Origin of the sequence: Streptomyces sp. NBC_01474, assembly GCF_035918215.1 — a bacterium.
Lineage (GTDB): Bacteria > Actinomycetota > Actinomycetes > Streptomycetales > Streptomycetaceae > Streptomyces > Streptomyces aureus.
The window spans coordinates 9515166-9537238 of record NZ_CP109449.1 but is presented as its reverse complement, the minus strand read 5'-3'; the positions used below and the strand labels follow the sequence as shown (position 1 = coordinate 9537238).

Below are 22073 nucleotides of genomic sequence, written 5' to 3'. Positions count from 1 at the left end.
GTCGAGCGCCGGAAGGGCTTTGATGGACACACGTGAGCTGGACCATTTGCGCCGGTGCGTCGAGCTGGCTGCCGAAGCGCTGGAGGCCGGGGACGAGCCTTTCGGCTCGGTGCTCGTGGACGGGGCCGGAACCGTCCGCGCCGAGGACCGCAACCGGGTGGCGGACGGCGACGCCACCCGCCACCCCGAGTTCGAACTCGCCCGCTGGGCAGCTGGGAACCTCTCGCCTCAGGAGCGCGGCGCCGCCACCGTCTACACATCGGGTGAGCACTGTCCGATGTGCTCGGCCGCGCACGCCTGGGTCGGTCTTGGCCGCATGGTGTACGTGGCGTCTTCAGCCCAGTTGTCCGGGTGGCTCGCCGAATGGGGCCGTCCCCAGGCGCCCGTGCGCAGCCTGACCATCCAGGAGGTCGCTCCCTCGGTCGAGGTGGAGGGCCCCGTCGACGAACTCGTGCCCGCCATCAAAGAGTTGCACCGACGCCTGGCACAACAGGCGTCCAACTCCTGACCACCCGCGCCCGCTCTCACACCCGCCTGGTCGGCGTCAGGCCAGGGCTGGGCAGTGACTCGCCCCCGTACGCGGCGCTCCGGTTCCCTGGCCGGCCTGCCTGGAGCGGTCTCCCCGGCGTGTCCGGGCCGCGTTGAACCACCGGTTGGTCAGGTGGCGGGCGGCAGCGACAGCCACTCCTGCCAGGTGATGTCCCGGCCCAGACAGCGGGGCTTCCGGAAGGGCCAGTCGGCGGCGATCCACTCGGGCACCAACGCGTCGAGCGCGCGCTCCGCCTCGCTGCCGACGAGGTCGTCCACCACCCACCAGGAGATCTCGCCGTCGGAGCCGGTGCGCTCGGGCGGATCGATGTAGACGCAGCCGAGGACCGCCGTCTCTTCCTCGTCCAGCAGCGCGTAGTTGAAGGACTGGTGCGCGGCTATCTCCTTCTCGTGGCGCAACAGATCGATGCGGTCCTCTTCATAGGTCATCGTCTCGTTCGGCCATGCCCAGGCCGGACCGAAGATCTCCCACAGCCGCTTCTGGGAGCCCATCACAGCCGGGTAGTCGAGCGCGGTGTCCGCCTCGCGGATCGGCCGCAGGTGCAGCGCAGTGTGGGGCACGGGCACATGGACGGGGTGGACGAAGTCATCGGGGAGCCAGCTCATGGGAGTGAGGCTACAACCGGCCGACGTGCAGGTGGTCCACACGGCGCAGTTGCTCGCGCGCACCAGGCCTGTTCACCATCCGTCACGCAACCGGCCTGCCTGCCTGCCTGCCGGAGTCCTCAACCCGATCGTGGTGTGCTGATGCGTTTCTCGAACCAGTGGTGTGCGTACGGCTCGTCGTTGAAGGCGGCGACCTCCTGGAAGCCGCACGAGTGGTACAGGCCGATCGCGGCGGTGAGCGCCTTGTTGGTGTCCAGGCGCAGTACATCGCAGCCGTGCTGGGCGGCCCTCGCCTCCAACTCGGTCAGGAACCGGCGGCCGAGACCGAGGCCCCGGGTGCGGGGATCGACCCACATGCGTTTGATCTCGGCCGGGGCGCCGGCCGGCAGCTTCAGACCTGCGCAGCCGACAGGCTCGCCGTGCAGCCGGGCAACCAGGAACACGCCGTGCGGCGGCCGGAGTTCGCCCACGTCGGGGAGCAGGCTCCGCGCGGGGTCGAATCCGGTCTCGAAGCGTTCCCGCACTTCGGCGAAGTAGGACCGCAGGCAGTGCTGGGCATCCGGGCGGTCCGGGTCGACCACGTCCAGCGTGACCGTCGAGGCCGTCAGCAGCCGGTCGACCTCCGCCATGGCCGCGACCAGCCGGGCGCGCTGGTCGGTGTTGAGCGGCTCCAGGAGAGAGCCGGCCAGTTCGTCGCTGCGCCGGTCGAGCACGGCGAACTCCGCGCGGCCCGCATCAGTGAGACGTACGGTGCGTACCCGCCTGTCCTGGGGCTGCGGCTCCACCGTCACCAGGCCGTCCGTCTCCAGGGAGCGCAGCAGCCGGCTGACGTAGCCGGAGTCGAGCCCGAGGCGCTCGCGCAACCACCGTACGTCCCGGCCTCGCACGCCGATCTCCCAGAGCAGCCGCGCCTCGGCCACGGGCCGGTCGAGGCCCAAGTAGTGATCGTGCAGCACGCCCACACGTTCAGTGACCGTGCGGTTGAACCGCCGCACCGCGTCTACCTGCGTCACACCCATACCTCTGACTTTAGTCAGAGAATCGCAGTCGAGCCAGCCAGTGCCAGCGAACAGGTGGGGCACACCGCAGGGCCGCTCGTCGCGGAACGGACGCCCTGCACGCCGGACGATGAGTTCCCGCCGTCCCCGAAGTCCTGGCTGACAGACCGGAACGGGTCATTGGCGGCCTAGCCCCCGCGGGCGTCCGCTGCGACGGTGGAGACCTGCCTCCCGCAGGACCAGCACCACGCCGATACAGCGAGGAGAATTCCGCCATGACCGTTACGGCGACGTCGCCGATGCCGGAACTCGACCGCCCCTACGACGGCCTGCCGTCGAACGCCGTGGCGGACTTCGACCGGGACGGGTTCGCGCATCTGCGGAACGTGCTCACGCCCGAGACGATCGCCGCGTACGAGCCGACGATCACCGCGGAGGTGATCCGGCTCAACACCCAGGACCTGCCGCTGGCGGAGCGTGACACCTACGGCAAGGCGTTCCTTCAGGTGACGAACCTGTGGGAACACAACGAGAAGGTGAAGGAGTTGGTGTTCTCCCGGCGTCTCGCGCGAATCGCCGCCCAGCTGCTCGGCGTGCACGCGGTGCGGCTCTACCACGACCAGGCGCTGTACAAGGAGCCGTCCGGCGGCATCACGCCCTGGCACGCCGACCAGTACTACTGGCCCCTGTCCTCCGACCGCTGCCTGACCGTCTGGCTGCCGCTGCAGGAAACCCCCATGGAAATGGGCCCGCTCGCCTTCGCCCGCGGCAGCCACCGCTTCGCGTACGGCCGCGACCTGCCCATCTCCGACGAGTCCGAGGCCCGCCTCAAGCAGACCGTCAGCGAGCAGAACTTCGAGGACGTCGTGGAGCCCTTCGCGCTCGGCGACGCGAGCTTCCACCGGGGGTGGACCTTCCACCACGCGGGGCCCAACCGCGCCGCCGTCCCGCGCCGCGTCATGACGGTGATCTACATGGACGCCGACATCCGCATCGCCGAGCCCACGAACGACCACCAGGCCGCGGACCGCGGCTGGATGCCCGGCACCGCGATCGGCCAGGTCCCGGACAGTCCGCTCAACCCCGTGCTGTACGACGCGCGTCGCTGACGGCACCGCACCCGCAGGCATCCACGCCGGCGACCGGCGACCGTCGCCAGCGGCCGTCTGCCGTCGCCACCGCCACCAGCACCAGCACCAGCACCAGCACCAGCACCAGCACCAGCACCTGGTATGTTGCCCCGGCACCCGGCCCGACCGTAGGCTGAATGCGCTTTCAGTAACGACGGCGGGCAGCCGGGCACGCCACACGGTGCCGGGTGAAGGGGCGAGGCGAGACAGCAAGATGACCACTCCCACGGTGTACGACGTGGCCGAACAGGCGGGCGTCTCCATCGCGACCGTGTCGCGCGTCTACCGCAACCCCGACGCGGTCCGGGCGGCGACCCGCGACAAGGTCCTGGCCGCGGCACGCGAACTCGGCTACGTGCCGAGCGGCAGCGCCCGCGGGCTCGCCAGCCGCGCGACCGGGGTGCTGGGACTCTGCTTCCCCGACTTCCACGACACCGAGGCGGAACACGCGCCGGGCGCCGAGGACGCCGAGCTGGTGCTCTACTCGGACCAGGTCATCCGCGGCATGGAGCGCGCGGCGCGACGCCAGGGCTACGCGCTGCTGATCTCGGCCGCGCACGCCGACCAGGCCGGCCGGCAACTCGCCGAGGTGGCGGGGCGCGTGGACGGTCTGGCCGTGCTCGCGCAGTCGCTGACCGAAGAGGATCTCGATGTCGTCGGGCGCCGGCAGCCCGTCGTCCTGCTGGCCGGGGAGCGGCACGCCGGCTACGACCATGCCGAAGTGGCCAACTTCGACGGCCAGTTGGAGCTGACGCGGCATCTGATCGTCGACCACGGGCTGCGCCGTCTCGCCTTCGCCGGCGGCCCGGCCGACTCACCTGACGGCGAGGCGCGCTTCCGTGGCTTCCAGGCAGCCCATCTGGAGGCCGGACTGCCGTTGCCGAAGGCGCCCGACACCAGAGGCGACCTCACCCAGGCCGCGGGCCGCAAGGCCGCGCTGGAGCTCCTCGACCGGGACGAGGCCATGCCGGACGGCCTGGTGTTCGCCAATGACCAGATGGCGGTGGGCGCGCTGCACGCCCTGGAGGCGCGCGGTGTCGCCGTCCCGGACGACATCGCCGTGACCGGCTTCGACGGGATCCCGCTGAGTCGCCTGGTGCGGCCGACGCTGACGACCGTACGGCAGCCGACCGGACTCCTGGGCGAAGTGGCCGTGGAGTTGCTGATCGCCCGGCTCAACCAGCGCGACCGGGCGGCCGAGGTACGCGTGCTGCCGGTGACGGTGACGCGCCGGGCGAGCTGCGGATGCGCAGAGGGACGCACTGTCTGAGCGGGGCGTAACCGCCCTTCGCCGGCCACGCGTTCGCGGATTTCCGCACGTTTACGGAAGCGTTACCTCCAGACCCCTTGAGTCGGTCCCCGTCGTACTACAAGGTCATGTATGCGCTTACGTACAGCGCATACATGAATGTGTTGGAGGGCCCCATGACACGCACCAAGTCCGTCAGCGTCGCCGCGACCGTGGTGGTGACGGCGCTCGCCCTGACCTCCTGCGGAAGCAGCGGGGGCGCGCAGGTGGGAGCGGACAAGAAGCAAACGCTCACGGTGTGGGCCATGGGCGAGGAGGGCACGCGCCTCAAGGCGGTCACCGACGAGTTCACCAAGCAGCACCCGAACATCACCGTCAAGGTGACCCCGGTGGGCTGGGACGTCGTGCACCAGAAACTGGTGTCGGCCATCGCCGCCAAGAAGACGCCGGACATGGCGCAGATGGGCTCCACGATGATGGGCGAGTTCATCGCCCTGGACGCCCTGGAGCCGGTGGACACCAAGACGTTCAAGAAGTCCGACTTCTTCCCCGCCACCTGGGACAGCAACGTCAAGGACGGAACCGCGTACGGCGTTCCCTGGTACGCCGACACCCGCGCGCTCTACTACCGCACCGACCTCGCCAAGAAGGCCGGCATCGACAAGGCCCCCAGCACCTGGAAGGAGCAGCAGGCCCTCGCCGCCGCCTACCAGAAGGCGGGCGCCGAGTGGGGCACGGACCTGCAGCCCAGCAGCACCGGCGCCTGGCAGAGCTGGGTGCAGTACCTGTACTCGGCCGGCGGCGAGCTGATCGGCAAGGACGGCAAGCCGGCCCTCGACTCCCCCGCGGCGATCCGGGCGTTCACCGAGTGGGCCGGCTACTTCAAGAAGGGTCTGGCCAAGAAGACCTTCACGCCCGGGTACGACGTCACCAAGGACTTCGGCTCCGGCAAGCGGCCGATGTTCCAGTCCGGCCCGTGGATGGTCGCGAACATCGACGACCAGCAGCCGCAGATCAAGGGCAAGTACAAGGTCGTGCCCGTCCCTGCGGACAAGACCTCGACCTCCTGGGTCGGCGGCGCGTCCCTCGTCACGTTCAAGAACAGCGCGCACAAGGCGGCGGCCGAGGAGCTGACCCAGTACCTCACCACGCCGAAGACGCAGGCCAAGTGGTACGAGGCGGACAAGGCGCTGCCGGCCAACAAGGCCGCCTGGGACGAGCCCGCCCTCAAGGGCGGCGACGATTCGCTCGCGACCTTCAAGACCTCGCTGGACACGGCGAAGGCGATCCCACCGCTGGAGAAGTGGAACGAGTTCGCCGCGGCCGTCGAGGGCGCCCTGGCGAAGATCTCGCAGGGCGCGGACCCGGCGGCGACCGCGAAGGCGCTGCAGAAGACGGCCGAGGGGCTGGTGGGCTGACCCCATGAGCACCACCACCGCACAGGCCGGTACGCCTGGTGCCGGGCAGGACGCAGTGGTGCCGAAGGCCCAGGAAGACGGCGCCGGGCCCGACCGGCGCCGTCGGGACCGGCTGTCCCGCCACCATCTCGCCGGCTGGCTGTTCTCCACGCCGTTCCTGGTCCTGTTCCTCACCTTCATGGCCTTCCCGATCGTGGCCACGCTGTTGATGAGCTTCACCGACTTCGGTCTGCGCAACGTCACCGATCCGCTGTCGGCGCAGTTCGTGGGCCTGGACAACTACACGAAGCTGTTCCAGGACGACAAGTTCATCAAGGCGCTCTTCAACACCGGGTACTTCGTGGTCCTCGGTGTGCCGCTCACCATCGGCAGCGGCCTGGCGGCCGCCGTGCTGCTCAACTCGGGCATCGACCGGCTGCGCACCTTCTTCCGGGTCGGCTTCTACGCGCCGGTCGTCACCGCCATCGTGGCCGTCGCCGTCATCTGGCGCTTCGTCCTCGACCCCAGCGAGGGCCTGATCGCGGGCCTCGGCCACCAACTCGGAATCCAGACACCGGACTTCCTCGGCTCCGAGACACTCGCGATGCCCTCACTGATCATGATGGCCGTCTGGCGCAACATGGGCTCGGCGATGGTCCTCTTCCTCGCCGGTCTGCAGGCCATTCCGACGGAGGTTCGGGAGGCGGCACGGATCGACGGCGCGGGGATCTTCCAGGAGTTCCGCAGGATCACGGTGCCGCTGCTGCGGCCCACCATGCTCTACGTCGCCGTCATGACCACGATCGGCTTCCTCAACGTCTTCGAGGAGCCGTTCGTGATGACCGACGGCGGCCCGAACGACAGCACCCTGACGATCTCGCTGCACATGTACCGCGAGGGCTTCGACTTCTTCCACATGGGCTACGCCAGCGCCATGGCGTACGTCCTGTTCGTGATCGTCCTCGCGATCACCACGCTCCAGCTCCGCCTCCTGAAGGACAAGACCTGATGAGCACGACTGAGACCCGGGCCCCGCTCGCGGCCCCGGCGGGCAAGGCGCGGCGGGACCCGGCCGCCCGGGCCCGTCGGACACTCGTCTACGTCCTGCTCACCCTCGGGCTGATCGTGACGGTCGCGCCGTTCCTGTGGATGGCACTGTCGTCGTTCAAGACGCAGCGGGAGCTGGGCGCGAGCCCGCCGGTGTGGTGGCCGTCCGAGTGGACACTGGACAACTTCCGGGAACTGCTCGACCGCATGGACGTGGGGCAGGCGCTCTTCAACTCCCTGCTCGTGGCCGTGTTCGTGACCGTCTGCAATCTGCTGTTCTGCTCGATGCTCGGCTACGCCCTGGCGAAGCTGAACTTCGCCGGGAAGCGGCCGATCTTCGGCATCGTTCTCGGCGCGCTGATGGTGCCCGGCAACCTCATGCTGCTGCCCATGTTCGTGATGATGAGCGCGATGGGGCTGATCGACAGCTACGCCGCACTGATCCTGCCGTTCGCGGCCGGGGCCTTCGGTGTCTTCCTCATGCGGCAGTTCATCCAGGCCATCCCGGACGAGCTGCTCGAGGCGGCGCGGATGGACGGCGCCCGCGAGTGGTACATCTTCTGGCGGATCGTGCTGCCGCTGGTCAAGCCGGCCCTCGCGACGCTGTCGATCTTCGTGTTCCTCGGCTCCTGGAACAACTTCCTGTGGCCGCTGGTCGCCACCAACGACCCGGGCAAGTACACACTCCCGGTCGCACTCGCCACCTTCGCCACGGACCCGACCCAGGCGGACGGTTCCAACGGCGTCCTGATGGCGGGGGCGTTCCTCGTGGTACTGCCGGTGCTGCTCGTCTTCGTCCTTCTCCAGCGCTTCTTCACCCAGGGCATCGCCACCGCCGGGCTGAAGTAGCCCGTCTCACCGGCCGGTTCCCGCCCCCGCGCCATGGGGGGCAGGGACCGGTGAATCCGTACGCCAAGAATGTATGCGCATCCATTCGAGAGGCGGACCACCATGTCACCGAGGATCGCCACGCGGCGCACCCCCCACCCCTCGCACCCGGCACAGGACACCACCCTGCCACCCCCCGCCGGACTGCGCGCCGAGGACGGCACCGGCCATGTGCTCCTGACCTGGGAGCTCGTGCCGGGCGCCCGTGATTACGTGGTGCACCGCTCGCCGTTCGCGGACGGCCCCTACAGCCCCCTGACCGGTCGGCCACTCCCCCACCCTCCGTACGCCGACACCCGGGCCGAACCCGGTCGGGGTTACTGGTACAAGGTCGCGGCCCGGACCGACGACAGCCCCGGCGCGCTGACCCCGACGCCCGTCCCCGGGTGCGTCAAGGCGCGAGGTATCGCCCTCGCGACCGTGACCGTCACGGTCGACGCCACCCGCACCGAACCCCCGCAGGTCACCGGCGACGGCGCCCAGGCCCTGGTCCGCGCCGTGGCCAGGCACACGGACGACGGCTCGCACGTGCACGTCGTGGTGTGGAACACGGCCACCGACCGCACCGGTACGCCGTCCGGATCGCCGGCACTCGACCGCACGGCGGTTGTACGGGTGACCGGCCTCGCCCCGGACGCCTCGTACGCAGCCTCACTGCACTGCTCGGACACCGTTCCCACCGACGCCGAGACGCCCTGCGGCGCACTTGGCGACACCCTGCTCACGGCTCGTGGCCCCTTCAGCAACCCCCTGCCCCACGAGCCACTCCCGACGCTGACGACGACACCGGACGGCACCGCGTCCCTGTCACTCGACGTCCCGCTGCCGGGCCTGCGCTCGCTCCACCTGTCCCGTGTCTGACCACGCCCCCCTCACAGGAGAGACCGGATGAAACGACGCACCTTCCTCGCCACCGCTGCGGGTGCCTCCACCGCCCTCGCTCTCGGCGCCACCGGCACGGCCGCCGGCGCCGACACCGACGCCTTGCTGCGCCGCTGGTTCCGCGACACGTATCGCTCCATCGAGGCCTTGACCACGGACTTCGGACTGGCCGCGGACACCATGGACGTCACCGCGAGCACGCTCACGCCGTCCGTCAACACCTCGCCGACCAACATCGGCTGCGGGCTGTGGGCGACAGTCGCGGCCGGCGGGCTCGGGGTCATCGACGCCACGACGATGCACCGCCGCCTCGCCCGCACCGTCACCGCCGTCGAGCGGCTGGAGCGCGCCCACGGCTTCTGGTTCAACTGGTACGACGCCTACACCGGCGAGACCCTCACGACGTGGCCGGGCAGCGGCGACCCGGTCGACCCGTTCCTGTCGTCCGTCGACAACGCCTGGCTGGTCACAGGCCTGCGGATCGCCGCCGACGCCGACGCGGAGCTGCGCCCGCGCGTGGCGCGGCTGCTCGCGGACGCCGACTGGTCGTTCTACTACACGCCTTACGACGCCGCGGATCCGGCCGCCAACCCCGGCCAGCTGCACGGCGGTTACTCCACGGCCACCGAGTCCTTCACCCCGCACTGGTACGGCGCGCTCAACACCGAGCCACGCATGGCCAGTTACCTCGGTATCGCCGACGGCTCGCTGCCCGGCGAGCACTACTGGCACACCTTCCGCACGCTGGAGCCCGGCGCCGAGCAGGACCAGCAACCTGAGGGCGAGTGGGTCACGGTCGACGGTGTGCGGCTGTGGCGCGGTCACTACACGTACCGGGGCCGCAAGATCGTCCCCTCCTGGGGCGGATCGATGTTCGAGGCGCTGATGGTGCCGCTGTTCGTGCCGGAGGCAGCGTGGTCGCCGGGCGCGTGGGGGCTCAACCACCAACGCTACGTACGCAGTCAGATCGAGCACGGCATGGTCGAGGAGGCGTACGGCTACTGGGGCTTCTCCCCTGCCGACATTCCCGCAGGCGGCTACGCGACGTACGGCGTGGACGCCCTCGGCATGGCGGTCGACGGCTACACCTCCGGGGGCGTGGTCACTCCGCACGCTTCCTTCCTCGCGATGCCGTTCGCACGCGACGAGGCGGTCACCAACCTTCGGCGCATCGCCCGGGACTTCGGGGCGTACGAGGACGGACTGGGTTTCCGTGACTCGGTCGACGTGAACACGGGCCGGGTCAGCGACCACATGCTCGCGCTGGACCAGGGCATGATCGCGGCGGCGCTCGCCCAAGTGCTCAAGCCGGGGCTGCTGCAAGGCCCGTTCCGCAGCGGAGGTTTCACGCGGCGCGTGCGGCCGCTGCTGGCGAAGGAGAACTTCGGGATATGACGGATCCGATACACGGACAGGGCCGCCGCCCGGCCCGGCGACCCAACATCATCCTGATGATGACCGATGACCATGCCGTCCCCGCCATCGGCGCGTACGGCAGTGTCATCAACCGCACCCCGGCGGTGGACCGGCTCGCGGCCGAAGGCATGCGGTTCGACAACGCCTTTTGTACGAACTCGATCTGCTCGCCCGCCCGTGCGACGCTCCTCACCGGCGCGTACAGCCATGTGCACGGCATGACGACGCTGGAGCAGCCGGAGCAGAAGTTCGACGCGCGTCAGCCGTCGTTCCCCCAGATGTTGCAGGCGGCGGGCTATCAGACGGCGATCGTCGGCAAGTGGCATCTGGGGCACGGCGGCGTCAGTGACCCGTGCGGCTTCGACCACTGGGAGATCCTGCCGGAGCACGGGCAGTACCACGACCCCACGTTCCTGACCGCCGACGGTGAGCACCGGTACAGCGGCTACGTCACCGACATCATCACCGACCTGGCCCTGAACTGGCTGGACCGGCGGGATCCGGACCAACCGTTCGCTCTGCTCATCCAGCACAAGGCGCCGCACCGCGCCTTCGAGCCGGCCGAGCGCCATCGTCACCTGTACGAGCACGAGGAGATTCCGGCCCCGGCCACGCTCCACGACGACTACGCGAACCGGGCGGGCGCGGCAGCCGAGGCGCGAATGCGGATGTCGGATCTGCTGCCGTCGGACCTCAAGATGCCGGTGCCTGGGGGGCTTTCGGAGCGGGAGGAGCGGGAGTGGCGCTATCAGCGCTACATCAAGGAGTACCTGCGGGTGATCGCGGGGCTCGACGAGAACGTGGGCCGTGTCCTGCATTATCTCGATGTCGGCGGGCTGACCGACGAGACCGTGGTCGCGTACACCTCCGACCACGGTTTCTATCTGGGTGAACACGGCTGGTTCGACAAGCGGTTCATGTATGAGCCGTCGCTGCGCATCCCGTTGGTCGTTCGCTGGCCGGGGGTGGTGGAACCGGGGTCGTCGTGCGACGAGCTGGTGGCGAACGTCGACTACGCGCAGACGATCCTCGACCTGGCCGACCTGCCCGCGCACGAGCGGATGCAGGGCAGGAGTCTGCTGCCGCTGCTGCGGGGCGAGCGGCCGGACGACTGGCGTGACGCGGTCTATTACCGCTACTTCGAGCATCTGGACGTGTGCCATGGCGTGCAGGCCAATTACGGGATCCGTACGCGGACGCACAAGCTGATCCATTACCCGGGCCACGGTTCGGGGCAGGTCGGGGCGTCGCCGCAGACCCGTGCGCCGCAGTGGGAGCTGTTCGATCTGGAGCGGGACCCGGACGAGTTGCACAACCGGTACGACGACCCCGAGTACGCACAGGTCGTCGAGGACCTCACGGCTCGGCTCACCGCGCTGCAACTGCACTACCTGGACACACCGGAGCACGTGAGCACCGAGGAGCCGCGATGACGCAGCAGTCCGAGCCGGCCACCACCACCGCCTCCGCTCCTCGGCGCAGAACCGTCCTCGGCGGCCTGGGCGCGGGGGTCGCCCTGGCGGCGGCCTCCGGGTCGCTGAACACCGCGGCGGCGGCCGGTAAAGCCTCGTCGTCGGGCGACAGCTCCCCGGCATCGGTCACGTACCGCGACAAGCAGATCCTCATCGACGGCGAACCGGCCGTGGTCCTCGCCGGTGAGATCCACTACTTCCGGCTCAAGCGTGCCGACTGGCAGTCGCGGCTCGACAGGGCGAAGGAAGCCGGGCTCAACGCCATCGCCACATACATCCCTTGGATGTGGCACGAGACGGCGGACGGCACGATCGACGTCACCGGCCGGACGAGGCCCGAGCGGGACCTGGGCGCGTTCCTCGACCTGTGCCGGGAGAACGGCCTCCACGTCATCGCCAGGCCCGGCCCGTTCACCATGGCCGAGCTCAAGGGCGAGGGCGTCCCGCAGCGGGTGCGCACGGACCACCCGGAGATCGTGCCGACGGGCTGGAACGGCGACAAGGCCACCACAGCCGCCGTCGACTACCTCGCGCCCGCGTACCTCAAGGAGGCCAGGCGCTGGTACGACTCGGTGATGCCGGTCATCGCCGAGCGCCTCCACCGTAAGGGCAGGCCCGGCGTGATCGCCTGCCAGCTCGACAACGAGATCGGCATGCTGCCATGGGTCAGCAACGGGCCCATCCTGACCGACCGTTGCCTGCGGGACTTCAACGCCTGGCTGGACACGACGTACGGGAAGGGTCTGGCCGAGCGCTATCCCTTCGCCGGTGACAGCGCCGCAGAGCGTGACGCCGCGATCCGATCCCCGAAGGACGGCTACGCAGCCGCCCTCATGCACGACCTGGGGACGTACATGCGCGGCGCCATCGCCGAATACGCGGGACGGCTGCGCTCGTACGCGGAGGCGGGCGGGGTCCGCGGCATCCCGTTCCTGATCAACATCCACGGCACAGGCGGCGGCAGCGCGGAGAACTTCCCGATCGGCGTCAGCCAGCTGATGGAGTCCTACGCGGGCAAGCCAGGGATGATCTCCGGCGCGGACTTCTACCTCGGCGATCTGACCCTCGGCAACGTGACGGACCTGTATCTGGTCAATGCGTTCATGGACGCAGTCAATGACAGTGATCAGCCGTTGACGGCCCTGGAGTTCGACGCCGGGCACGCCGACTACGGGGACGACCTGAGCAATGAGACAGGGCGTGGGGCGGTCGGGCTCAAGACGCGGCTCTGTGTCGCCCAGGGCGCGAAGGTGATCAACTATTACCTGTTCGCGGGCGGCTTCAACCCGAAGCTCGACAAGCCGGTCGGCGACGGCAACGACCGCATCGGCATCACCGGCGAACGCCATGGCTTCGCCGCGCCCGTCGACCCCGAGGGCAGGCCCGGCGTCAGCTTCGCCCCCACCAAGGAGACGGCGCACGCCGTCCACGGACTTGCCGCGGCTCTGGCGCCGATGAGGGCGGAGTACGACGACGTGGTGCTCGGCTTCGTGCCCGACCACTACCTCACCGAGTACCGGCCGCCGGACAGTGACGCCGTCCAGGCCGTGGTCGACGACGTCACGGGAACCCGCGGCTTCGGCCCGCGTGGCGCCCTCTCGCGGGCCATGCTGCTCGGCGGCTTCCGGTACCGGAGCGTCGATCTGCAGGCCCGGGACCTGGATCCGGCCAAGCAGCCGGTCCTCGCGCTGGCCACGGGGCAGTACCTGGCACGCGCGGTGCAGGAGCGTCTCGTGCGGTACCTGCGGGCGGGCGGACGGCTGCTGTTGTCGGGTCAGGTGCCGGGCAAGGACATGACGGGCGCGTCCTGCACGGTGCTGCGGGACGCTCTGGGCCTCACGCCCGGCAAGACCCTCACGGACGCGGACCAGTTCTGGCTGTCCGCGACCGCGCACGGGTGGGCGGCGCCGCGGGCCGAGATCCGCGTTCCCAAGGCCCAGTTGTGCTCGGCGAGCCGGGGCGAGACAGTGCTGCGCGAGGTGTCCACGGGCGACGGCTGCGGCTTCGACATTCCCGTCGGCAAGGGGCGGGCGGTCGTGATCACCACGGCGTACCGCTGCGACCTCGACTTCTGGCTCAGCGCCTTCAAGGTCCTGGGCGCGGCGCCCGCCATCACCCACAGCGCCACCGACGCGGGCGTGTTCATGCTCACCACCAAGGACGAGCACGGCGGCCGCCTGCTGCACGCCTTCAACGTCACCTCCGGCTACGCCGAGTCGTGCACGGTCGCCGAGAAGGGCAAGGCGCTGTTCGGCGGTGAGCGACTGCACCTGGCGGGGGCGAGCGCGGCGATGCTGCCGCTGGGCCTGGCGGCGGGCGGGCTCCACATCGCGTACGCGACCGCCGAGATCACCGGCATCGCGGACGGCAGGGTCACCTTCCGCTCACTCGGCGACGAGGCGGTCGTGGCCGTCGACGGCCGGGCACAGTGCGACGGCGCCAAGTCCTCGTACGAGGGCGGGCGCACGATCCTGCGTGTGCGCCGCGGAGAGTTCACGGTCCGCAAGGGCTGACGCCCGTCACGCACGAGGGGCCGCACGGCCGGACGGCAGTGCGGCCCCTCCGCTGTGGGTTACAGCTCGAAGACCGGGTTACAGCTCGAAGATGCCGTAGCCGAAGCCGTCGGCGCTGATCCTGCCCCCGCTCACCGTGACCCCGGAGGCCACCACCGGGGTGGCGGTGTCCTTCGGTGCGGCTGCGTCCGCGTGTTCGCCGCTCGGGTTGACGACGACGAGGTAGCGGCCGCCGCGGACGTAGGCCAGCGGGTAGCCGTCGTGCAGGACCTCGGTGCTGCCCGCCGGGCCGAGGTCCGGGGTGGCGCGGCGCAGCGCGATGAGGCGGCGGACCAGGTTCAGCAGGGAGTCGGGGTCGGCCTGCTGGGCGGCGACGGTGGGCCGGTTCGCGTCGGGGTCGAGGGGCAGGTAGAGCCGGTCGGCCGGGGCGGTGGAGAAGCCCGCGTTGGGCGTGTCGTCCCATTGCATGGGGGTGCGTGAGCCGGCCCGGTTGTAGCGGGGGCCGAGGCGGCTGCCCTCGTGGTCGGGCAGGCCGGGGACGTAGCGCATGCCGATCTCGTCGCCGTAGTAGATCGCGGGCAGCGTGGGCCAGGTGAGCTGGAACGCGAAGGCGGCGGGCAGCTGCTCGGCGGTGCGCGGCCCGCAGGCCAGGCGGGAGAAGTCGTGGTTGGCGGTGGGCAGGGCGATGAAGCCGGCGTCGCCGATGGCGTCGCGGGCCGCGCTCCAGCCGTCGAGGAAGGGACGCGCGGAGCCTTCGCCCGACGCGTCGAAGTACGGGGTCTGCGGCGTCCAGGGGTCGCTGACCGTGCCGGCGAAGTTGTTCCACAGGGAGCGCAGGTACAAGCCGTCGTTCTGGGAGCCGAACTGGAGGAAGAAGTCGGCGTGGAAGCCGGCCGGGACGGAGACCGCCGGGTCGCCCCACTCGGACAGGAGTGCCGCGTGCGGGTGGCTGTTGTCGAGCCAGCCGCGCAGCTCCCGCCACAGTTTGGCGGTCTCGACGTGGCCCGGGTCGTCCTTGACCAGTGATGCGGCCATGTCGACGCGGAAGCCGGAGAGGCCGAGGGAGAGCCAGTGGTCCATGATGTCGCGCAGGGCTCGGCGGTTGGCGCGGGGTCCTTCGGCGTCGACGGGCAGGCGCCAGGGCTCGTCCGGATCGTTGCGGGCGTGGCCGAAGTTGAGGGCGGGCTGCGACTCGAAGAAGTTGGGCTGGTAGAAGCCGGGGCGGGTGCCGGGCGAGGCGACGAAGCCGGGCGGCGGCGCGTCGGTGTCGGCCCAGATGTAGCGCTGGTCGGCGGGGTCGTCCGCCGATGCCTTGAACCAGGCGTGTTCGTCGGAGGTGTGGCCTGCGACCAGGTCGAGCAGGACGCGGATGCCGCGGCTCCGGGCGGCGTCGACGAACTTGACCAGGTCGTCGTTGGTGCCGTAGCGCGGGGCGACGGTGAGGTAGTCGCTGACGTCGTAGCCCGCGTCCCGGAACGGGGAGGCGAAGCACGGGTTGAACCAGACGGTGTTCACGCCGAGCCGGGCCAGGTGGTCCAGCTTGGCCTCGGCACCGGCGAAGTCGCCGATGCCGTCGCCGTCGGAGTCGGCGAAGGACTGCGGGTAGATCTGGTAGAGGACGGCGTCGGCGAGCCATTCGGTGGCGGGGCGGCGAGAGGTCATGGGGTGGGGTCCTCCGAGGACGGTCGGGGTGCGGTGTGCAGAACAGCCTCGATCGGCAGGTGGTCGCTGGGGAAGCGGCCGCCGGGCGCGAAGGTGTTGGCGTGTGCCGAGCGGACCCGGACGCCGTGTGAGACGAGAATCCAGTCGATGCGCTCGCCGTCGGGGACCGGGGGGCGGTAGTCGTGGAAGGTGCCCAGGTCCGGGCCGCGTTCCTCGGCCGCGTCCCAGGCGTCCATGAGACCCGCGTCGGCGAGCAGGCGGGTGTACGGCGGACTGTTCGGTCCCGCCGGGGTGTTGAAGTCGCCGGTGACGATGGTCGGGAGGGCCGGCGCGAGAGCGCTCAGCCGCTCGGCGAGCAGGGCTGCGGACCGTTCTCGTGCGTGGGCGCTCGCATGGTCGAAGTGGGTGTTGGCGGCGTACAGCTCTCCGCCCGTGGCCAGGTCGCGGAAGTGGACGTAGGTGACCATGCGGGGGCAGCCGCCGCCCCAGGTGTTGGAGGCCGGGATGTCCGGTGTGCCGGAGAGCCAGAAGTGACCGTGTGTCAGGGGGGCCAGGCGCCGACGGTCGTAGAAGATGGCCATGAACTCGCCGTCGTCACCGCCCTCCCGGCCCTCGCCGATCCAGCCGTAGTCGCCACCGTACTCGCCCAAGGCGGCTTCGACATCGTGCACTTGGTGCCGCAGGCCCTCCTGGGTGCCGATGAGGTGGGGACGTGCGCGGCGCAGCAGGTCGGCGACCGTCTGTCTGCGCTCGGGCCAGGTGTGGGGCGGGTTGTCCCAGTGGACCTGCAGGTTGAAACTCATGACGCGCAGTCCGTCCCCGGCCGTCGGAGTCCCGAGGTCGGCCATCAGAAACCTCCACCCACTTGTACGCGCTTCCTGAATGCGCTTACATGACTGGCGCACACGTTAACTTCGCGTGGGCGATGCGGCAATAGAGCGGTGAGGGGCTCGCATGCTTCGAAGGTATGAGGACCAGGTCAAGGTGCTTCTCGACCAGATGACGACCGTCGAGAAGCTGGGTCAGCTGCAGCAGCTGACCTGGACCGGTGACACGGGGCCCGGCGGTGGCCAGACCGCGCACATCGAGGCGGCGGCGCGCGCCGGTCTGCTCGGCTCGGTGCTCAACATCCATGGCGCGGCGCACACCAACGCGCTGCAGCGGATGGCCGTCGAGGAGTCCCGGCTCGGCATCCCGCTGCTGTTCGGCCTGGACGTCATCCACGGCTTCTGGACCACGTTCCCGATCCCGCTGGCCCAGGCGGCGTCCTTCGACCCGGAGGTGGCCCGCCGGGACGCCGAGGTGTCCGCGGCGGAGACCCGCTCGAACGGTGTGCGCTGGACGTTCTCGCCGATGATGGACGTCACCCACGAGCCGCGCTGGGGCCGCATCGCGGAGGGCTGTGGCGAGGATCCGTACGTCAACGCCGCCTTCGCGGTGGCCAAGATCCGCGGCTACCAAGGCGCGGACGACGGCGGCGAGTTGACGGACGGGGAGCGCATCGCGGCGTGCGCCAAGCACTTCGTCGCCTACGGCGGGGCGGAGGGCGGCCGCGACTACAACACGGTCGATGTCTCCGAGCAGCGGCTGCGCAACCACTACCTGCCGCCCTTCAAGGCCGCCGTGGACGCGGGCGTGGCCACGGTGATGGCGGCGTTCAACACGGTGGCGGGCGTACCGGCGCACGGCAATCCGCACACGATGAACACGATCCTCAAGGAGGAGTGGGGCTTCGACGGGTTCGTCGTCAGCGACTACACGGGTGTCGAGGAACTCGTCGCGCACGGCTTCGCCGAGGACGGTGCCGACGCGGCTCGCCTCGCCTTCAACGCCGGGCTCGACATGGAGATGGTCTCCACCAACGTGACCGAGCACGGCGAGCGGCTCGTGACCGACGGCCTGATCGGCGAGTCCCGCCTCGACGACGCGGTCACACGCATCCTGCGCCTCAAGTTCGCCCTCGGCCTGTTCGACCAGCCGTACACCGACGAGGCCGCCGAGATCACCGGTCCGACGCCGGCCGCACGGGAGACGGCACGAGCCGCGGGCGCACGGTCGATGGTGCTGATCAAGAACGACGACGGTGTACTCCCCCTGGAGCGCACCACACCCTCGATCGCGGTGGTCGGCCCGCTCGCGAACTCCACGGACCTGCACGGCACTTGGGCCGGCCCCGGCGGCTTCCAGCTCCCGTCCGTGAGCATCCTGGACGCCGTCCGCACGGCGGCGTCCGGCGCCCGCGTCACCCACGCCGGTGACGACGTCGCGGCCGCGGTCGCCGCGGCGCAGGAGGCCGAGGTCACCGTCGTCGTGGTCGGCGAACCCCCCGCGCTCAGCGGCGAGGCGGCCGTGCGCAGCGACATCGCACTGCCCCGCGGACAGGAGGAGCTGATCGCCGCCGTCGCCGCCACCGGCAAGCCGTACGCCGTGGTGCTCCTGAACGGCAGGCCCCTGACGATCGGAGGCTGGCTGGACGCCGCGCCCGCGGTCCTCGAGGCGTGGCACCCGGGCATCGAGGCGGGGCACGCCGTGGCGGACGTGCTGTTCGGCACGGTCAACCCCGGCGGCAAGCTGCCCGTGACCTTCCCGCGGGCGGTGGGCCAGATCCCGGTGTACTACAACCACGAGAACACCGGCCGTCCCGCCCACGTCCCCGGAGCCGACCCGAAGTTCGTCTCGAAGTACCTGGACCTGGACGAGACCCCGCAGCTCCCGTTCGGGCACGGCCTGAGCTACACGACGTTCACCACCGGCGCCCCGGAGCTGCGGCGCGAGGAGATCACCCGCGACGAGCTGGCGGCGGGCGAGACGCTCGAGGTCACGGTGACGGTCACCAACACCGGCGACCGCGTCGGCGACGAGGTGGTCCAGCTCTACATCCACGACGTCGCGGCGAGCATCGCCCAGCCGGTGCGCCGGCTGCGCGGCTTCGAGCGGGTGACGCTGGAGCCGGGCGAGAGCACCACGGTCCGCTTCCGGCTCGGCGCCGAGGACCTCGGCTTCTGGACGAACGACCCGGCAGGGACGTACGTCGTGGAGCGCGGCCGCGTCGACATCTACGCGGGGACGAGCTCGACGGCGCGGGCCCGCGGCACGGTGCGCATTCTCTGACGGACAGTACGGTCTTCCGGCCGGCGCCGTGGCCGACTTCCCCCAGTCGGTCACGGACCTGGGCATGTGGTGCTTTTCTCGGCTGGTCAGGTGGCTTCGAGGCCGGACACCGCTGCGGCCATGCGGTCCACCGCCTCGCGGAGGATCGCCGATGAGGTGGCGTAGTTGATCCGTACGAACCCGGCGCCGCCGCTGCCGAACGCGTGCCCCGAGCTCAACGCGACCCGCGCCTGGTCGAGGAACAGCTGGGCGGGGCCGGCGATGTCGCTGACGACCGGAACGGCAGCCGTCGGGGACGTCGTATGGAGGCGGAGGGTGCGGCAGTCGAGCCAGGCGAGATACGTCGCCTCCGGCCACATCAGCGCGAACCCGGGAAGTTGCTCGGCCACGAGGTCGGCGAGGAGCGACCGGTTGGTGTCGAGGCCACGCAGCAGCGCGTCCAGCCAGGGCCGTCCGTCCTCGAAGGCGGCGGTGTGGGCGAGGATGCCGACGTGGCTGGGTCCGTGGCTGACCTCCTCCGGAAGTCGGTTCAGGTCGTCGACGGCGTTCGGTCCGGCTACCAGCAGGGCCGCCTTCAGACCGGCGAGGTTCCAGGCCTTCGACGCGGAGTGCAGGGCGAACGCGTCCTCGGCGCCGGGGATGGTCAGGTAGGGGACGAACTCCGCACCGGGCAGGACCAAGGGTGCGTGGATCTCGTCCGAGACGACTCGCACTCCGAAAGACCTGGCCAGAGAGGCGACCGCGGCGAGTTCGGCCCTGGTGTGCACCGTTCCGGTGGGGTTGTGGGGATTGGCCAGCAGCAGGACGGTTCGTGCCGCGACGTGTTGGGCCGAGGCGAACGCCGCCCTGAGCGTCTCCATGTCGAGTCGGCCGTCGGGTCCGAGCGGTGCTTCGATCACCTTCCTGTCGGCGTGGGTGACGAAGGCGTAGAACGGCGGGTAGACGGGCGGGCACACCACGACGGCATCGCCCGAAGACGTGATCAGCCGCAGCGCCTCGACGATGCCCATCATCACGTCGGGGACGATGGCGGTCCGCTCGACCTCGAAGCCCCCCCATCCCCAGCGGTCCGCGGCGAACGACTGGAGGGCACGGGCGTACGCACGGCCGCTGGGGTAGCCGGTGTCGCCGGCATCGATGGCCTCGTGCAGCCTGGCCGCGACCGGCTCGGCGAGCGGCACGTCCATCTCGGCCACCCACAGGGGCAGGACGTCGGCCGGAAAGGTCGTCCACTTCATGCTGGTCCGGGCCCGCAGCTGGTCGATCGTCAACTGTTCGAGCGGGTTCGTGATCGACGGATCCATGTCGGATGGCATGGTCGTGATGCTAGCCACGACCCGAGGTCGGGTCGATGACGGCGCGATGGTCACGCATTGCCTCGCTGGACTTCGGCTGACAAGGCCTCTCCCGCTCCTGCACCAGCTGCCCATGAGGGGGGTGACCTGTCCGGTCTCCGTCGAGGTCAAGTGGGCAACAAGGTCGACTGCCAGGTCTGGGACAGCCCCAATCCGAAGGATGTCGAGGCCAAGGTCATCAACGACCGGGGCGAGCTCTCGGCGGAATCTCCTCGCTGACGGGTCCGGGCCGTCCGCCGTCAGGACACGTCCCGGCCGCTGTGCCGTCGGCCGATCAGGTGCGGGGCAGCGTCCGTCCGGCGAGGGCCTCCGCGGCGGCCTGTCCGCAGACCCTGGCGGCTCCGTGTGTGTCGATGCGGACGGATCCGTCCAAACCGGGGCGTGGGAAGCCGAGTTCCACGATGATCGCGTCGGGACGGCGGGTGAGCAGCGCGCGCAGCCAGTCGCCCACGGCGGGGCGGCGGTGTGCGTCGCGCACGGCGATGACCACCGGCCGGCCGGCGGCCTGAGCGGCGATCGAATGGGTCCGGGCCGCGTTGTACGGGGCGTCTGCGGGCAGGGCGACGCGCACCGTCCCGGGCAGGAGTGAGGAGAGGGCGGGCCCCAGGCCCCATGGAACGCCGTCTCCTTGGACGACGGTGCCGGGGATGCCGAACTCGACCAGGACCGGGGCCGTCTCCAGGGGTAGTGCGGGTGCGTCGGGTGGGGTGACGCGCAGGGCCCGGCGGGCGGCGGCCAGTCCAAGCTCCCGGTCCGGTGGCGCGATGGCAGCTGTTCTGGCGAGGTCGCGTTGCCAGGCGGTGAAGTCGGCCGTGCGGTGGGCGGCTTCGGCCAGCCGGTCCTGCGAGAGCTCGCCGCGCGCCACCGCCTGCGCGATGGCGGTGCGCAGGGCGGTGAACTCGGCGTCGCCCGATGTGTTGCCGAGGCAGATGAGGTCCACGCCCGCGGCCAGCGCGCGGACGGCGGCGCCGGTCAGTCCGTAGCGGGCGCGGACGGCCCGCATTTCGACGGCGTCGCTGACGACGAGTCCGTCGAACCCCAGCTCTTCGCGGAGCAGTCCCGTGATCAGGCGCGGGCTCACGGTGGCGGGGTGTTCGGCGTCGTGGGCGGGGATGAGGAGGTGAGCGGTCATCACCGCACGGGCGCCGGCGGCCAGGGCGGCGCGGAAGGGCGGCAGGGCCAGTTCGGCGATCCGGTCGGCGTCCATGGCGACGACGGGCAGGTCGGTGTGGGAGTCCTTGTCGGTGTCTCCGTGGCCGGGGAAGTGTTTCGCGCACGCGGCGGCTCCCGCGCTGTGCAGTCCGCGGATCCAGGCGGCGGTGTGCCGGGCGGCCAGGGCCGGGTCCGCGCCGAAGGATCGGGTGCCGATGACCGGGTTGTCGGGGTTGGAGTTGACGTCGGCGTCGGGTGCGTAGTCCATGTCGATGCCGACGGCGCGTAGTTCGGCGCCGATCGAGCGGGCGACGGCAGTGGTCACTGCGGTGTCGTCGATGGTGCCGAGGGCGAGGTTGCCCGGGTAGGAGGAGCCGGTCTCCGCTTCGAGGCGGGTGATGTCGCCGCCCTCTTCGTCGACGGCGATCAGTACATCGGGGTTCTCGGCGCGCAGGGCATCGGTGAGCGCGGCGGTCTGCGCGCGGTCTCGGATGTTGGGGCCGAAGAGGAGGAGCGAGCGCAGCCCGTCACCGAGCCGACGGCGGATCCAGTCGGGGGCGGCGGTGCCGTGGAAGCCGGGCTGCAGCACCTGGTCGGCGAGGGTCAGCAGCGTGCTGGAGGGCTGGCCGGTGCGGACGGACGGCAT

At 70.5% G+C, this 22073-nt stretch carries 17 protein-coding genes; 11 read left to right on the top strand and 6 right to left on the bottom strand.

Annotated elements, in window-relative coordinates; genetic code table 11:
* Positions 1 to 22: 22 nt before the first annotated feature.
* Positions 23 to 508, top strand: a complete 486-nt coding sequence (locus tag OG758_RS43645; protein ID WP_326714965.1) for a nucleoside deaminase — start codon at positions 23 to 25, stop codon at positions 506 to 508.
* A 149-nt stretch (positions 509 to 657) separates the two neighbouring features.
* On the opposite strand, the gene OG758_RS43640 is transcribed toward OG758_RS43645, so the two are convergent.
* Together OG758_RS43640 and OG758_RS43635 are read right to left on the bottom strand one after the other, a co-directional pair.
* Positions 658 to 1155 (bottom strand): GNAT family N-acetyltransferase, encoded by a 498-nt coding sequence (locus OG758_RS43640; protein ID WP_266571537.1) that lies wholly within the window; start codon positions 1153 to 1155, stop codon positions 658 to 660.
* Between the two features lie 119 nt (positions 1156 to 1274).
* Entirely contained in the window at positions 1275 to 2174 is a 900-nt protein-coding gene (locus OG758_RS43635; protein ID WP_326714964.1) for a bifunctional helix-turn-helix transcriptional regulator/GNAT family N-acetyltransferase, read from the bottom strand.
* Positions 2175 to 2428: 254 nt separating this feature from the next.
* Between OG758_RS43635 and OG758_RS43630 the strand changes: the two genes are divergently transcribed.
* The 9 genes from OG758_RS43630 to OG758_RS43590 all read left to right on the top strand — a co-directional run bounded on the left by OG758_RS43630 (position 2429) and on the right by OG758_RS43590 (position 14147).
* Complete coding sequence (locus OG758_RS43630; RefSeq protein ID WP_326714963.1) at positions 2429 to 3262, top strand: phytanoyl-CoA dioxygenase family protein; 834 nt, start codon at positions 2429 to 2431, stop codon at positions 3260 to 3262.
* A 235-nt stretch (positions 3263 to 3497) separates the two neighbouring features.
* A complete protein-coding gene (locus OG758_RS43625) occupies positions 3498 to 4553 on the top strand; it encodes a LacI family DNA-binding transcriptional regulator (RefSeq protein WP_326714962.1) in 1056 nt (351 codons plus the stop codon).
* A 155-nt stretch (positions 4554 to 4708) separates the two neighbouring features.
* Positions 4709 to 5950, top strand: coding sequence for an extracellular solute-binding protein (locus tag OG758_RS43620; RefSeq protein ID WP_326714961.1), 1242 nt, complete (start codon positions 4709 to 4711; stop codon positions 5948 to 5950).
* 4 nt (positions 5951 to 5954) lie between these two features.
* Positions 5955 to 6938: a carbohydrate ABC transporter permease gene (locus OG758_RS43615; protein WP_326714960.1), complete on the top strand. Its 984-nt coding sequence runs from the start codon at positions 5955 to 5957 to the stop codon at positions 6936 to 6938.
* A complete protein-coding gene (locus OG758_RS43610) occupies positions 6938 to 7825 on the top strand; it encodes a carbohydrate ABC transporter permease (RefSeq protein ID WP_326714959.1) in 888 nt (295 codons plus the stop codon). Before OG758_RS43615 ends, OG758_RS43610 begins: the two co-directional genes overlap by 1 nt.
* A gap of 102 nt (positions 7826 to 7927) precedes the next feature.
* The gene (locus OG758_RS43605; protein ID WP_326714958.1) at positions 7928 to 8725 is read left to right on the top strand and encodes a hypothetical protein; all 798 of its coding nucleotides are present in this window, start codon (positions 7928 to 7930) and stop codon (positions 8723 to 8725) included.
* A gap of 27 nt (positions 8726 to 8752) precedes the next feature.
* Entirely contained in the window at positions 8753 to 10141 is a 1389-nt protein-coding gene (locus OG758_RS43600; protein WP_326714957.1) for a glucoamylase family protein, read from the top strand.
* Positions 10138 to 11595, top strand: coding sequence for a sulfatase family protein (locus OG758_RS43595; protein WP_326714956.1), 1458 nt, complete (start codon positions 10138 to 10140; stop codon positions 11593 to 11595). The genes OG758_RS43600 and OG758_RS43595 overlap by 4 nt, the downstream gene beginning before the upstream one ends.
* Positions 11592 to 14147 (top strand): beta-galactosidase, encoded by a 2556-nt coding sequence (locus OG758_RS43590; RefSeq protein ID WP_326714955.1) that lies wholly within the window; start codon positions 11592 to 11594, stop codon positions 14145 to 14147. The genes OG758_RS43595 and OG758_RS43590 overlap by 4 nt, the downstream gene beginning before the upstream one ends.
* Before the next feature lie 78 nt (positions 14148 to 14225).
* Here the strand turns inward: OG758_RS43590 and OG758_RS43585 are convergent, their stop codons facing one another.
* Complete coding sequence (locus OG758_RS43585; protein ID WP_326714954.1) at positions 14226 to 15809, bottom strand: alpha-amylase family glycosyl hydrolase; 1584 nt, start codon at positions 15807 to 15809, stop codon at positions 14226 to 14228.
* Complete coding sequence (locus OG758_RS43580) at positions 15806 to 16657, bottom strand: endonuclease/exonuclease/phosphatase family protein (RefSeq protein WP_326714953.1); 852 nt, start codon at positions 16655 to 16657, stop codon at positions 15806 to 15808. Before OG758_RS43580 ends, OG758_RS43585 begins: the two co-directional genes overlap by 4 nt.
* Positions 16658 to 16763: 106 nt before the next feature.
* On the opposite strand from OG758_RS43580, the gene OG758_RS43575 reads away from it, so the two are divergent.
* Positions 16764 to 18920, top strand: coding sequence for a glycoside hydrolase family 3 N-terminal domain-containing protein (locus OG758_RS43575; RefSeq protein WP_326714952.1), 2157 nt, complete (start codon positions 16764 to 16766; stop codon positions 18918 to 18920).
* An 86-nt stretch (positions 18921 to 19006) separates the two neighbouring features.
* Here the strand turns inward: OG758_RS43575 and OG758_RS43570 are convergent, their stop codons facing one another.
* Positions 19007 to 20236 carry a MalY/PatB family protein gene (locus OG758_RS43570; protein WP_326714951.1) on the bottom strand — a complete coding sequence of 410 codons (1230 nt, stop codon included), beginning with the start codon at positions 20234 to 20236 and terminating at the stop codon, positions 19007 to 19009.
* 313 nt (positions 20237 to 20549) lie between these two features.
* Positions 20550 to 22073 carry a glycoside hydrolase family 3 protein gene (locus tag OG758_RS43565; protein ID WP_326714950.1) on the bottom strand — a complete coding sequence of 508 codons (1524 nt, stop codon included), beginning with the start codon at positions 22071 to 22073 and terminating at the stop codon, positions 20550 to 20552.